Origin of the sequence: Paenibacillus alginolyticus DSM 5050 = NBRC 15375 (genome assembly GCF_000422905.1) — a bacterium.
GTDB lineage: Bacteria > Bacillota > Bacilli > Paenibacillales > NBRC-103111 > Paenibacillus_E > Paenibacillus_E alginolyticus.
Genome location: NZ_AUGY01000009.1, coordinates 121507 through 136172 on the forward strand (window position 1 = coordinate 121507; position 14666 = coordinate 136172).

Below are 14666 nucleotides of genomic sequence, written 5' to 3' on the forward strand. Positions count from 1 at the left end.
GATAAAAATAGGTTATTTGATCGGAAATGAGCATGGTGATAGAGTTGACTTGTAAACAATGTCATGTAAACGTTAATTTATCTAACATTTATAGGAGGATGGATGATGTCGATGACGAAGAAGAAAGTAATTCAAATTGGTGTGGTAAGCGAATTAACCGGGTTATCGGAAAGGCAGATTCGTTATTACGAAGATCGTAAGCTTATTTTCCCGGAAAGAAGTAAAGGAGGCGTTCGTAAATATTCATTTGAGGATATTCAGACCATCATGGAGATCCACACGAAGCTGATGGACGGCTTCCACACCGTTGAGCTTAAGCGCATGCTAGCGGGATCTTAAGTCAATGACGATCATACTTAGCTTTGGAGGTGTTTTCCATGCCAATAAAAGAAATGATGTCTCTCGTTGAACATCTTTCCGAACTGCGAACACGTATTATTCGAGTTCTAATTGTCATTATCCTTACGATGATTGCCGGCTTTCTTGCCGCCCAGAAGCTCCTCCTGTACTTGAAGCAAACACCCCCGGCATCCGACATGACATGGCATGTATTTTCCCCCATGGATAGTATTCGCCTCTATATGATGATTGCGTTCGCGATATCCCTAACAGTCACTTTGCCTTTTATCCTCTATCAGATCTGGGAATTCGTTAAACAAGGCCTAACGAAGGAGGAGCAATCAACCACACTTCGTTATATCCCTTATACTATCCTGTGTTTTATCATCGGCTTAACCTTTGCCTACTTCGTTGTTTTCCCCATGTGCATGGCGTTCACTACCCAAATTTCCGATAACCTTGGATTAACCCCGACGTACGGCGTTGCCCAATATTTTAGTTTCATGTTGAACATTGTGCTGCCTTTGTCGATTGCCTTCGAACTCCCCATCGTCGTTATGTTTCTAACTAGACTAAAACTGCTGAATCCAAAGCTCCTGAACAAATTTCGCAGATACGCTTATATCGTGCTAGTTATATTAGCTAGCCTAATTTCACCGCCTGATCTCATCTCACATCTGATGGTGGCCATCCCCTTATTTGCTTTATATGAAATCAGCGTCGTGCTATCACGTTTCGTCTTCAACGGACAAATGAAGGAGCTAAGCAAACTGAATATTGACTACGGAGCCTCTTAAAATAGGGCTTCCCTATCATTGCCTATCGTCCGCTTTTGGGATATATTTACGACATAAATCGCTTCCCAAAAAAAGGAGAGCTATGCGGATTGAACAACTTCTCTATATCATTGAAATCAATCAAACCGGTTCGATCTCCCTAGCTGCCGAAAAGCTTCACGTCTCCCAACCAAATATCAGTCAGGCTATCGTGAGTCTGGAGGAAGAGCTTGGGGTGAAGCTATTTAAGCGTTCGCGCTTCGGAGCCGTTCCTACGGAAGATGGGAAATTAATTATAAGCAAAGCGGAAGAGATCATACAAAAAGTAGAGGAACTCCGAGAGACGGCAGAATGTCAGTCCAATCAGCTCTCAGGGTTCCTTTCCATCGCTTCTGTGCCTAGCCTATGCTTGAGTGTTTTACCCTCAACCTTAGCGATTTTCAAAGCAAAACATGCTGGCGTAGAGCTCGAAATGTTGGAGCTTGATTATCCGCAGATTAAACAAGAAGTCCAAAGCGGTAAAGTAGATATTGGTCTAATCGCCGTATCCCGGAATTATGAAGAGCCGAATAAGCAATTGATCACTGAGACGTTAATGGACAGCAGAGTGATGGCATGTGTGGGGAAAAACTCCCCTTTGTCTCATCGAAAAAGCATTTCCTTAGAAGAACTTGTCCATCAACCGATTCTCCTGAATTCTGAGTATCTTATTGGTAAATTAAAAAAATATGGAGAGCCGAATATTCTATTTAAGTTAGGGAATTCAGAGGCTGCCAAACGTGTGATTGCGGAAGGTATTGCCGTTGGATTTTATACAGAAACCGGCCTGAAATACGACCCCTATGTCCAAACAGGCAACATTGTTGCCTTAGAAATCACTGGAGAGGATATGGATATTTCCTTCTGTTCCTTGCGACTAAAGAATCGTCATCAGTCCCTGGCCTGCAAAGAGTTTACCAAAGAACTAAAAATGATTATTGCAACAATTTGAAATCGTGACTATTGCTTTCAGCAGCGTTTGAAGCCTGTTTATTTATTCGGCGTTTGCCGACAAGCTGCACATAAACGATAGATGCTGCGACAAGCACTATGTTGCCTACAATTAAGGGAGCCGACAATCGGCTGAGTAGTAAATAGCCTTGAAAGGCGAGTAAACCAACGGCTATGACGACAATGGTGTAAAGTAGACTTGGCTTCATAGTGAAAGGTGCTTTGCGATAAAGCTCAGGATATTTGCGTGGAAGCTGCACGGCAGAAAGTACGGGGAAAATGCTCGAAATGAGTAAAATGCCAACCCCTAGCTGTGAAATCGTGGTCAACGATACTCCTGTCACAATGGGTATGACACCAAGGAGATAGTAAAACGTGAGCAGCCAATGCGGTGTACCAACCTTCGATTAACGGTGCCGAATGATGAAGGGAGCCAACCATCGCGACATGCCACCAGCATCCCCCTTGTCACCCAGGAAAATGTCACATTAAGTGTAGAAGCCAGTGCAAACATAGCCCCGCCTATAATAAAAAATAGGAATAATGGATTGGGCAATATCGTCCTTGCCACATCTGAAAGCGACTCTCCAGCAACTTCCGAAATCGGCAGAACTCCGGTTGCCACAATGCCAATACCTATATAAAGTAAGGAAACTATGCCACTACTGATGAAAATGGTTAGCGGAATATCCCTTTGCGGCCGCTTCATTTCGCCTCCGAGCTCAACTACAGCATAAGCGCCACCAGATGCAAAGGACGTGATGCCAACCGCTGTAAGAAAGCTGCCTATGCCCTGAGGAAAGATCTTTGCGGGATGAAACACCGAATAGTCGACCTCCGAAATTCCCCATACAATGAAAACAAGAAGTGACAGCAGCTTAATCGCTACGAGCACCTTTCCTAATGATGACATAAACTTGATGCCAAACAGATTAATGAGATAGAAGAAAGTCAGCACTGTGAAGGCAACAAGCATGATCGGCGTATCCGGCATGATTCCCTGTAAATATTGTGCGAAGGAAATGGCATAAACAGCGATGGTTAAATGACCGAATGTAAATAGGATTAAATAGACAAACCCTGCGTTCGGAGAAAGTAACCGACTCGTATATTTATACATGCCTCCGGTTGCAGGAAGAACTGAGCCTAATACAGCAAGAGGAATCGTGATGATGAGCATAAAAACAGAGGAAAGCACGAAAGCAAGCGGTACTCCAGACCCCGTTAAGGCAATGGCGATGCCAGTGATTGACATGATTCCCGCTCCAATAATTTGACCGAGGGCGATACCAATCGAATCTCGTAAGCCTAACACCTTCTTCAATTTCCCTTCTTCATTCACCATATTCAGCAGTCCCTCCCTCTCAACTCTACCCTTACATATATACACTCATCTTCTGCATAAACCAAGTATTCCCTCTTCTTCTTCATGAAAATAGAGGTATTTTTTTAATGTAAATAGTCATAATCGATCAATATCCCACATAGAGTATATAGTTGCTTATTACTGAAAGCCAAATGAAAGTTTACTGAAATCCAATTTGCACACTTGAAGGGATGCTGATTTCGTATTATTACATTAGAACAAATTCAATTCATCGAAGCTCGCTGTATCAATCCGCAAGATGCCATCATCGTTCGTTTACTTACTGAGGGTATTGCCTCTCACGAAATTGTTTATTTGAAAAAGAACTCTTTAGACGCCAAAAATCAAATGCTTACAGTCACTGATGCTATGGGTGTAAAGAGGCAAGTACAAATTACGCGAACATGTGCTGAATTGTATCAAAGTGCTCTGGGACAAACGAAATACATAGCCAATTACGGAGACCTTCCCCATAAACAACTGACAACCGATCTTCGAGATAGCGAGTATCTCATCAAAGTAAGCATGCGAGATTTTATTGCAAATCGTAGTATGATTACAGAGATGGATTCCGTTATTTTGCGAACGATATATATGAGACTTCGGCGATTAGCTGACTTTTTCTCAACACCGGAACTCACGTATTTAACGACTGGAAAGCTTGAACTTAAACAACTGGCACATGCCTAATCATTAAAATGGATTGGAAAAGAGGCTATCCCTTCGGTAATCATTATCCTACCGTTGGTGACAGCCTCTTTTTATGTATTACTCCAACAACTCGTCAAAGATCTCCCGGAACTGATCCGCTACAGAGGAAGAACCTTCCTCCAACTCTTCACTACTGAAAAAGTAGCGATGATGGGACTCATCCATATCCAACATATCCGATAGAAATCCTTTGAAACCACGCGTTTTGCGATCGAACTCTAAGATGATTTCAACACCGTCTTCATCCGGGTAGAAGATGAGTTCAAGCTCATCCACCGAACTGCGGTACTCGCCATTTTTATAGGGGACAAATTCAAACTTTTGAATAAATGGTAAATGATAATCCCGTTGTAAATAATACTCATTCTCCGCTTGATGCAAATGAAAACCGAGTTCTTCCAAAGCTTCAAAAACAACCTCCGTATGCGGGTGCGCCTGAACTTCAATATCATCACGATCCGAAGGATCAACCGCGTTATCAATGTCTAAGCCTGTACGCACCCAGATCGGGCTGACACCGATTGAGATTGGCGTTTCATGGGGCAAAACGAATTCAAAAGGAATTTCAATCGTTTCACCTGGTGCAATCACGAGACTTTCACCCAGCAATATGTTGGCAATAACGATGGTTTCATTCTCCATACGAATTTCAGTTCGCCCATCGCGATTCGCATCTGTCTCCACAGGCTTCTTGTATTCCGTCATGATTTGAAAGTAGATTTTATCTACCTTCTGCTCCACTTTTCCGCCTTTGGCAATAACGACGCCCTCAACCAGCTCCCCCGGAATAAAATCCTCCGTATGAAACTGTGTATCGATATCGATATTCCCAATCCCTACGCGTGCTAACATTTTCTTGAAAAATGCCATTTCTGATTCCCCCAGTTGCATAATTGTTAGTTTTCTTCCACAAACAAAGCCCGAAAGTAGCGCTCTCTGTGATTTAGAAAGTCTCTCGTCAGAGTAAAATGATCTGTATCTTCATACGCGATCAGAACCGAGATTCCCGGAATGTTAATTCCTGTTGAATCCAATCTACAATCATTTGTCTCCCTTTATTCTCGCTGCTAGTTCCATTAATAATAAGGTCGGCATACCATTTCGTTGGTTCCACGTACTTATCATGACTGTGTCTAACAAGGTCTAAGTACTCAGCAACAATTTCATTCATGTTATGTCCATCCTTCGAATCCCGCGCAATCCTTCTAACTAATCTCTCGTCAGATTCACAGTCGATATAAAACTTGTATGCTAGACGTTCTCTTACAACTTCAAAATGAAATATCAGAAATCCCTCAACGATTAAAAGATCGCATTCATGATCACTTATCGTAGTATCCATATCACTTATTAATCTTTCAACATCAACAGACTCTGGCTGATTAAAATCATCGTAGTCTTTATTTGAGAAAGGGGCTCTTGTTACTGGCCTCAACTTCTTAAAGTATCTATCACTATGTATAATTCGGACTTTGTAATGACTAAAATGTTCTAACAAGTACTGACTCCAAGTCGTTTTTCCACTTCCGGAGCCTCCAGATATGCCTATGACAAGAGGTTTTTTCATGCTTGTTGTCCTTCACGATTTTTCAACATAATATAGGTTGTCTCCATTAACTTTACACGATAATTGATCATATCTCTACGAGTTTATGCAATTTTAATGTTTGTAAAATAACAAAAGCTATCCCGCGTAGACCCATCTACATCGGGATAGCTTATCTCTTAGTCTAAAGATCGAATCAAAATATCTCGGACTGATTCTCGCGTCATCATTTTGTATTGCCCTACTTTGTCCTTCATGAATGATTTATGGACTAATTCCTCAATCCTAGAATCATCAATCCCATAATCCCCTAATCGATTCGGCGCGCCAAGGGAATTCCAGAAACTTCTCAGGGCGTCAATCCCTTCAAGTGCAATTTCATGATCCGTTTTATCCGATGGATCGACCCCAAAAACAGCAATCGCCAGTTTCATCATCCGCGAAGGATCTTCCTCCGCACAATGCTTCATCCAGTTCGGGAAAACAATCCCAAGCCCTCCGCCATGCGGAATATCATAAACGGCGGATAGGCCATGTTCGATCTGATGCGATGCCCAATCTCCACCATCTGTGCCGCTGGACAGCAGCCCGTTAAAGGCCGTCGTCCCCGCATACATGATCGTCGCTCTATGCTCATAGCTGTTAAGATCGGCAAGCAGCTTCGGCGCAGCTTCTATGACTGTCAAAAGGACTGACTCCATGAAACGATCAATCATAGGTGTGTTCTCCGTCAAGTGGAAGTACTGCTCCAGCACATGCGACATCATATCTACGATGCCATAAACGGTCTGATCCATAGGTACTGAATACGTGTAAGCAGGGTCTAAAATAGAGAAAGCCGGATAAGATAAAGGGCTGCTCCAACCACGCTTTTCATTTTTCTCCCAATGGGTGATAACGGAAATATTATTCATCTCAGAGCCCGTTGCCGCAAGTGTTAATACCGTCCCGAAAGGAAGCGCTTTGTGAGGCACAGCCTTCCGAGTAATAATGTCCCAAACATCCCCGTCATAGTAAACTCCCACGGAAATTGCTTTGACACAATCAATCACACTTCCGCCGCCAACGGCTAAAATGATCTCGATTTGCTTATCGCGGCAAATATCTATGCCTTTGCGTACAGTGTTAAGCCGTGGATTAGGCTCCACTCCGGACATTTCAAACACTTCTGCTTGCATATGTGTAAGCTGTTCCATGACAGCATCGTATACGCCATTTGTCTTAATGCTTCCGCCGCCGTACACGAGCAAAACTCGCTTGCCAAGCGTACCAAGTTCCTGTTGCAGCTGCTCAATTTGACCTTGGCCAAACCATAATTTTGTTGGATTAAACTGTAGAAATGATTGCATGTCTGTTTCTCCTTCGGTGACTGATATCTACAGCAGTATATCACATGTAAGTTTCAATATCGAAAACGTTCCTATTTACATAGACTAAATTGAGGTGATAATCTTATGCCAAATTACCGAATAATTGTTGATCTTTCTAACTTTCAATTATATCTTTTGGATACAAATCGTGTTGTAAGAGGATTCCCAGTTGGCATCGGTAAAATGCTAACTAACACACCTACGGGTGAATTTTTCATTATCAATAAGCAACCACATCCCGGCGGCCCTTTCGGCGTCTTATGGATGGGTTTAAGTAAACCTCATTATGGTATCCACGGTACGAATGATCCTTCTTCCATAGGCAAGAGGACATCTCACGGCTGTATCCGCATGTATAACGATGATGTGCTCGAGTTAGCCGCACTTGTACCTATTCATACTAGAGTTACCATCCGTCCTTAGCCCAAAAAAACCGTATACCGCACATAAGAACATGTGAAGTATACGGTTCTTGCGGCTTAAATCCGATGTACAGGTAACGAAAACGAGATGCTGCAGCCTTTGCCAAGACGGCTTTCCGCCCAAATCTGGCCACCGTGATATTGCACGATTTCCTTAGCAATCGCAAGTCCTAGACCACTGCCGCCAGATGTGCTGCGTGATTTGGAGACTTTGTAGAACCTTTCAAAAATATGCGGAAGATCTTCTTCGCTAATCCCCACGCCGGTATCCGTAACCCGAATTACTAACTCGTTCGGCTCATCCTTGATTTCCACATGAACATCAATGAATCCGCCTCTAGTAGAAAATTTAATGGCATTGTACAAAATATTCGCATACACCTGTTCAATACGATCTGTATCTACCGTTAAAAGCAGTTCTTCGCCTTCCGAATGCGCCATGTTTAGCGTATAGGTAATTCCAGCATTTGCTGCATCCAGCTCATACTTTGCAAAAAGCTGGCGAACCATCGTTCCGCATGAGGTTGGGGCTAGCTGGAAATGGAACTGCTTAGTCTCAAGACGACTTAACTGATACAGATCCGTAATGAGCCGCTGAATGCCGACAATCCGCATGTGAACGACCGAAAGGTACTTTCTCTGTTCCTCAGGCTCTTGAATAACCCCATCCAGAATGGCCTCTACGTAACCCTGGATGGACGTTAATGGCGTCCCCAAATCATGGGAAATATTAGACAGCAGGTCTCGACGCGACGTCTCCATCAAGATCAATTCGTTCGTCCGTTCTTTGACTTTGGACTCCAAATCATTATAGAGTCTCGCATTCTCGATCGAAATTGCCGCCTGAGCAGACAACAGCTTGATAATATCAAGCCGGTCTGATGTGAAGGCATTGCGAATCAAATTATTCTCAAGGTAAAAGACACCGACTAGATTGCCCTGATGCAGGATCGGCTCGCAGAAGATCGATTTACTCTCCGTTGCCCGAATATACGGGTCATGAGTAAAGAATCCCTTATTCTCGGCATCATCAAGAACTACGCCCTCTTTGGTTCGGGCAACGAATTGAATCACAGCCGTCGGAAGATCCTCCCTTGTTTCTAATTGAACAGAGCTTACGGTACAGGAATCCTTGCCGTCGATGGCAAGCATCTCAGCCTCCACGAATAAGCTGTCGCGTTCCTTCAAGACAAGGATACTTCTTTCCGCGCCAGACGAATAGGTAACAATTTCCATTAACCGCTTGATCAATTGCTCCAAGTTAACTTCACTCGACAACGATCTAGACGTGTTCATAATCGTCATAAAATCAAGCGCCTGCAGCGAATAGTCACTAATTTTGGTTGTGCCCCAATCCATCGACTCCTTGAGTGATGTTAAATAGGCTGGATAACGCAGCATTAATTCCTCTGCCTTAGCCTTCGCACCCCAGCTTAAATAACCATAATACGCATCGACGAAATAGGTTTTGGCAATCTTCTCACGTCCAGCTTCCTTATACATCTTCCCTGCTAGCTCACAGGCAATCGCCTCATGCTGGATGAACCCCTGCTCCCTTGCTTGCCGGATTGACGATTCATATTCTTGTTCCGCTTTCTGAAAATGGCCTGTTACCCGGTTCCACTCCGCATGCATCAATAGGCTAAGATGCAAAAAGTTTTCTGGACAATGAGCAGCCCATTTATCCATCTTGCGAAGCATTTTTTTCATCAATTTGGCCAGCATCTTCTGCTCTAAGATTGCAGCCTCTTTATATTTTGCAGCTATGGATAAAGCAAAGTAAAAAAAGTTCTCAGGAATGTGAAACAGTCCAAAAGAAACAGACTGCATAGGTTCCGCATCTTTACCGAACTTTAAAGCCTCGTCATATTGACCAAACAGATAATACAGCATCATCTTCTTTACCGTATACTCATGAATAATGACTTGGTTCGGGTGGATCTCCAGCTTACGGACAAATTGGGCTTCCTCTTCCTCATCCATGCCAAGAATCAAGGGATTCTCAGATTTCCCTTCCAAATTATGAATGACCTTACGGAGCATTTCTAACATGAGGAGGGTGTCATGATGATTGGTTTGTTCCAATATCCGATAGTTTTTGGCAAGATCTTCTTGCACTTCCGAAAGTACTACACCTTGAAAATCCTTCACCAAAACCTGATAAGTAAGAGCATACCCCGCGAAAACCAAGTCACCATCTTCGATCCCGCTTCGGAATGACTCCTTCAAATGTTCTAAACAACCCTGCAAAGGCTTAACCCAAGGTGTGACGAACAAACCAAACGAGAAATGGCTTTTGCTGCGGAATTGATGGGATTGAAATCTGGCATTCATGCGGTCGCCAAGCTGACCATATTGGTAGCCCAACTGATAATCCCCGAAGCCTGATCCCAGAATCAAGCCATAGGATCCATATACATAGGCCATCATGGGGGTATTGCCATATTTCAAGGCATGCTTCGTCATGATGAACATGAACAATACGAACAAATTCGTATTCACGAAATAGGCGGAGATGGCAATACTCATCATTAAATTCATTAATTTCGTTCTGTATTCATCTTCCATAATCGGTAAATCGTACAGCTGAAGCGTATTCTTCCTTCCAATCATTGCTTTCAGCTTCATATATTCGAAAAAAATGTTAGCGCCCGTAGGTTCTTTAGAAACACGGATGCCTTGTTCAGCTAGGGCTTTCAATCCGACTTCCACACTTTTATGCTGCTTCCCAACGTTCGTGTACAGTATCACTTGCAAGTTATACACTTCCAACTTAAGTTCGTTCGTACGGGCATCTACAAGCAGTTCTTCATACGAAATCTCGGCTTCATCCGCCTGACCATTCAGATAAAGCACTTCTGACTTCTCCAGTCGAATGGAAAAACTAAGCTCATTTAACTCCACTTCCTCTACCAACTTCAGCAAAGCTAATGCTTTATTGTAATACTGCAGCGCTGAGCGATAAGCATTCGAGAATTTAGCCTTGCGGCCAGCAGCGAAATTAAATTCTAGAAGCTGGATAAGCTCCTTCCGCTCCGTTAGTAAGTTAGAACCAATATTCATATGGTTGACAATATCGAATAACCGGGGCTCGGCTTGATCTTCAGTTAAATGCTCCAGCAGCTGATGTGCGATGTTCAAGTGCATTTCTGGCAGCAAGGTTTCTTCGATTGATCCATAAACGGCTTCTTGAATGGAATCATGCACAAACATAAAACGTATGTCCCGCGCAGTTGAGTTCCCTTGGATCTCGATAAAAAACTTATAATCCGTACCAACGGGTATCATCAACCCGTTTTGAATAGCAATTTCCAACTCATGCAGAACATCACTAAAGGGCATCTTAGCAATAATACCAAGCGCTTCCAGGTCAAAGGAGGCACCTAAACAAGCAGCTAGCCGCATTAAGTACTGCGTTCTTGGCGGCATGCGCTGAAGCTTCTCAGCTAGGAGGAACATAAGGTTATCAGTTATTCTCAGCTTCTGAATTTCAACAATATCCCATATCCAACGATTCACTTCATAATTAAAGGTGAGTAAATTTTGCTCGTGTAAGTCTGTTAAAAATTGTTTAACGAAAAATGGATTCCCTCCAGTTTTTTGCAAAACGAGCTGAGCCAGCTCAGCTACCTGCTGCTGCTCGGTTTTCAACGACTCCGCTATCAACTGCTTGACATCCGCAATTTCCAGTGGCTGCAAAATAATCCGTTCCGTAACAAGGCGCTCTGGAAGCTTGTCCAGCAGTTGAACCCGTGTTGACGATAACCAATTGGTGTCATACTCGCTCCGATAGCAGCCTATGAATAGGAAATACTTCATTTGTGAATCGTTCAATAGTAGGTCAAGAAACTGCAAGGACGCTGCATCTGCCCACTGCAAATCATCTAGAAACAACACGATGGGCCGGTCTTTCACACAGAAGATTAGCAGAAATTGCTGCAACAAGAAGTGTAAACGATTCTGTGTTTCCTGCGGAGGAAGCTGCTTTGCAATGGGCTGCTCACCGATTAGGAGCTCAAGATCTGGCACGAGATCCGTCAATACTTTCCCGCTCGTTCCCAATACTTTCAGCAATCGTCCACGATACTCTTCGATTTGATGATCTTTCTCCGTCAGAAGCTGACGAACTAACTGACGCAATGCCCTTGACAACGCATGATACGAGATATGCTGTTTGTTGGGCTCGAATCTGCCCGATAAGAACCAGCCGTTGTCCTTACTGATCGTCTTCATCGTCTCGGCGATGAGGAACGATTTGCCATAACCAGATTCTCCTGTTACCCAAACGGCCTCCAGCGAGCCATGTACCGCACGTCCATAAACATGCAGCAGATTTTCGATTTCCTGTGCTCGTCCGTACAGCCCTTGGGGTATCTGGAACATGTCCGTCATGTCATAGAGACCTACAGCGAAATCCGTCATTTCTTCAAGAGAATTACTCAACATCAAGATGTGCTCGAGATCCTGAATAATGCCGTATGCGCTCTGATAGCGATCTTCCGCATTTTTAGCAAGAAGCTTCATAACAATATCGGAAAGCGGCTTAGGTATGCCCATCCGTAAGCTTTCGGGAGGCGTCGGCGTCACGGCGAAATGGCAATGAATCAGCTCCACCGGATCTTCCGTTTGAAACGGAAGACGCCCGGTGAGCATTTCATAGAATGTGACCCCTAAGGAGTAGTAGTCCGTTCGGTAATCGATAATACGATTCATTCGACCTGTCTGCTCAGGTGACATATAGCTTAGCGTTCCTTCTAGCATCATGGGGTCTAGCATTTCTTGGCGTTCTCTCGTAAACGAGGAAATGCTGAAATCAGCCAGCTTCATGATCTGCTTTTCAGGATTAATAATTATGTTGCTAGGTTTAATATCTTTATGTATGACGTACCGCTGATGAATATCCCCAACAATTTTGACTAATTGAATAGCAGCTGTGAGAAAGGCTTGTATGGACTGACGAAACATAGGGAAATAAGCCGATAAGGTCTCACCGTCAAAGTCTTCCAAGATGAGCGCTAAGCTGTTTTGATGCTTGGGAAGCGCCAAAGGCTTAACAATGCCGGGAAAGTCCAGCATTTTGCCTATCTCATACTCCCGTTTCAATCTAGCGATATCTGCTGATACAGGAAAGTCAGAACGCAGGGTTTTGATAATTACTTTTTCCATAGTTGGCTTATGAACAGCACGATAGAGTACAGTCCGTTCACCTTGATAGATTTGTCTGATCAACTCGTATTCCGGCAAAATTAGCATAAAATCCTCCTAGTAAAACTTGCTGCTAGGTATTCCTAAAAAAGTTTTCCATCCCAAGGAAGCCCCTTTTCAAATCGTTGCTTATCATGATGGTGAAAAGGTTTTAATAAATCGATATGCCCCAGCTCAAAGGTGTACATCTCCCATATTTCGCAAGTTTCTTCCGTCGAACCATCTTGTTTCAGTATGGCATTAACTGCTCGTCGCGCTGCTTCATTAGCACCTTCCATCGTCGCTAGGTTCGTATTCGTACGTACGTAGTCTGCAGCAAGGAACAGATTCGGAATAGCGGTATAAGCTTCAGGACGGTCATCCCAAGTACCCACACGATTAATAAGCAGGGGTTCCATATTCGTGCAAGCATGTTCGGGATTCTCAAATTGAATATCTGTATCCAAGAACCAAGAATGCAGAACATTGTCTTCGAGGATAACGGCGCCATCCACATTCAAGCTTAACTTCATCTGTGCCCATACTTCGGCTTTAATCTCTTCAGCCGTGCAATGTGTAGCCGATTTACCGAATAAGATCCCAGGTGAGTCCCAATCCGAAATATCGACGGATAAAACCCCCTTCACGGTGCCATCCCCATACTGGCTAAGGTCGACATCCGGCCAAAATTGCTTCTGGGATACCGAAGTCAGCGACCAAGGCGCATCTAAGTATATAACATGTCCATGTGTGATTGGCAGTTCTTCCTTCAAATAATACTGAATGCCATTCATCCACGCGACGGAATCAACAAGCTTCTGCACACCTACAAGTGAAGGATCGGCTTGCACCATTGCATCGGTAATGAATTTACCCATCACTTCAACCGGGAATGCAGCTATGTAATAATCAGCTTCTACATCGAAGGTCTTACCATTTTCCGTCACCTTCGCACTGCGAATAACGCCATCCACGCAGTCGATGCTTTCCACTTTCGCCTCTAAATGGTAAGCAACTCCCTGATCTCGTAGAAATGTTAGCCAAGGGTTCACCCATTTGTCATTCGTTGGACCATTCAAGAGACGGACGAAGCTCGTGCCAGGTGTTGTGATATCTAGTGTCATTTGAACAGCTACAGGGCCGACAGTTTGTGTGTTTGCAATTTTGGATTGACATGCAACGAGGGTTTTGGTGAATCCAGCGAATATTTTTTGAAATGCAGGGGATTGTTGATCCGCCTCAATGAAATTCCACCAATCGATGAGGTTATACTCCTCGCGAATGCGTTCATCACAGCTCGTCATGACTTGCCATAGCTTACGTCCGTATTGCTCCAGATCATCCATACTTAGACCTAAGCCATTATCAAATAAATCTCTGATGACAACCATAAAATTGTCTAAACTAAATTCAATTTTGGCGAGCAGCGGCAATAGCGGTGCCGTATAGGTGGCAATATCTAACCGCGTCACTTCTGTTAAGTTATCATATACGGTACCATTCTCATAGGGAATTCGTTTCAAAGTATCTATGACATGTCTGTAAAAGCGAGGGAATAACCGGAAACCGTGTTCACCTGGCAAATCCTTTCTCCCGTCAGTTCCGCTGCCTACGAAAGGCATACTTCTCGCTTTTCCGCCTGGAATACTTTTAAATTCGTAGACTGACACTTCGTAGCCTCTTACAATCAATTCATGTGCGGCACTCATCCCGGCAACACCACCGCCCAAAATAACGACTTTTTTCAACACGGTTCCCCCTCATATTGGATCAAATTGTAAAAAATTCTGTAAAACTATCATATCATCTAGGTCATTTGAATCATAGACTTTTAGTTATGCCTTTCAACTCAATTTTCTCAAGCTTGTTCCAAAACAGCGGAAAAAGGTGTACAGTAAAATTAATGAAATAACTGCTATCTGCCTCCTCAACTCTTTCCATTTGATGAAATCCATCATGTTC

General features: G+C 43.5%; 12 protein-coding genes and 1 pseudogene. 5 read left to right on the top strand and 8 right to left on the bottom strand.

The genetic code is table 11. The annotated features are described in order from the left end of the window. Positions 1 to 105 precede the first annotated feature (105 nt). From G519_RS0104330 to G519_RS0104340, 3 genes are all read left to right on the top strand, one after another. Positions 106 to 339 carry a MerR family transcriptional regulator gene (locus G519_RS0104330; RefSeq protein WP_029193642.1) on the top strand — a complete coding sequence of 78 codons (234 nt, stop codon included), beginning with the start codon at positions 106 to 108 and terminating at the stop codon, positions 337 to 339. Positions 340 to 377: 38 nt separating this feature from the next. After that, positions 378 to 1136 carry a twin-arginine translocase subunit TatC gene (tatC, locus tag G519_RS0104335; RefSeq protein WP_029193643.1) on the top strand — a complete coding sequence of 253 codons (759 nt, stop codon included), beginning with the start codon at positions 378 to 380 and terminating at the stop codon, positions 1134 to 1136. Positions 1137 to 1218: 82 nt separating this feature from the next. Continuing rightward, positions 1219 to 2106: a LysR family transcriptional regulator gene (locus G519_RS0104340; protein ID WP_029193644.1), complete on the top strand. Its 888-nt coding sequence runs from the start codon at positions 1219 to 1221 to the stop codon at positions 2104 to 2106. On the opposite strand, the gene G519_RS51965 is transcribed toward G519_RS0104340, so the two are convergent. Together G519_RS51965 and G519_RS41665 are read right to left on the bottom strand one after the other, a co-directional pair. Then, on the bottom strand, positions 2090 to 2434 hold the full coding sequence (locus G519_RS51965; protein WP_244280004.1) for a hypothetical protein: 345 nt from the start codon (positions 2432 to 2434) through the stop codon (positions 2090 to 2092). The two genes, G519_RS0104340 and G519_RS51965, sit on opposite strands and share 17 nt — an antisense overlap. A gap of 11 nt (positions 2435 to 2445) precedes the next feature. Then, positions 2446 to 3450, bottom strand: a complete 1005-nt coding sequence (locus tag G519_RS41665; protein WP_244280005.1) for an APC family permease — start codon at positions 3448 to 3450, stop codon at positions 2446 to 2448. A gap of 336 nt (positions 3451 to 3786) precedes the next feature. On the opposite strand from G519_RS41665, the gene G519_RS0104350 reads away from it, so the two are divergent. Further along, positions 3787 to 4161: a hypothetical protein gene (locus G519_RS0104350; RefSeq protein WP_029193645.1), complete on the top strand. Its 375-nt coding sequence runs from the start codon at positions 3787 to 3789 to the stop codon at positions 4159 to 4161. Positions 4162 to 4239: 78 nt separating this feature from the next. Here G519_RS0104350 and G519_RS0104355 read toward each other — a convergent pair whose 3' ends face one another. From G519_RS0104355 to G519_RS0104365, 3 genes are all read right to left on the bottom strand, one after another. Then, the gene (locus tag G519_RS0104355; protein ID WP_029193646.1) at positions 4240 to 5052 is read right to left on the bottom strand and encodes a sporulation protein; all 813 of its coding nucleotides are present in this window, start codon (positions 5050 to 5052) and stop codon (positions 4240 to 4242) included. A 121-nt stretch (positions 5053 to 5173) separates the two neighbouring features. After that, a complete protein-coding gene (locus G519_RS0104360) occupies positions 5174 to 5749 on the bottom strand; it encodes a uridine kinase family protein (protein WP_029193647.1) in 576 nt (191 codons plus the stop codon). 158 nt (positions 5750 to 5907) lie between these two features. Then, complete coding sequence (locus G519_RS0104365; protein WP_029193648.1) at positions 5908 to 7077, bottom strand: iron-containing alcohol dehydrogenase; 1170 nt, start codon at positions 7075 to 7077, stop codon at positions 5908 to 5910. Between the two features lie 105 nt (positions 7078 to 7182). On the opposite strand from G519_RS0104365, the gene G519_RS0104370 reads away from it, so the two are divergent. Continuing rightward, the gene (locus G519_RS0104370; protein ID WP_029193649.1) at positions 7183 to 7521 is read left to right on the top strand and encodes a L,D-transpeptidase; all 339 of its coding nucleotides are present in this window, start codon (positions 7183 to 7185) and stop codon (positions 7519 to 7521) included. A 56-nt stretch (positions 7522 to 7577) separates the two neighbouring features. Here the strand turns inward: G519_RS0104370 and G519_RS53445 are convergent, their stop codons facing one another. The 3 genes and pseudogenes from G519_RS53445 to G519_RS0104380 form a co-directional block, all read right to left on the bottom strand. Continuing rightward, entirely contained in the window at positions 7578 to 8030 is a 453-nt protein-coding gene (locus G519_RS53445) for a sensor histidine kinase (RefSeq protein ID WP_409371985.1), read from the bottom strand. 54 nt (positions 8031 to 8084) lie between these two features. Next, positions 8085 to 12773, bottom strand: a pseudogene (locus G519_RS0104375) (AAA family ATPase); the annotation flags it as partial. Positions 12774 to 12808: 35 nt separating this feature from the next. Further along, positions 12809 to 14455 (bottom strand): hydroxysqualene dehydroxylase, encoded by a 1647-nt coding sequence (locus G519_RS0104380; protein ID WP_029193651.1) that lies wholly within the window; start codon positions 14453 to 14455, stop codon positions 12809 to 12811. Between the last annotated feature and the right edge of the window lie 211 nt (positions 14456 to 14666).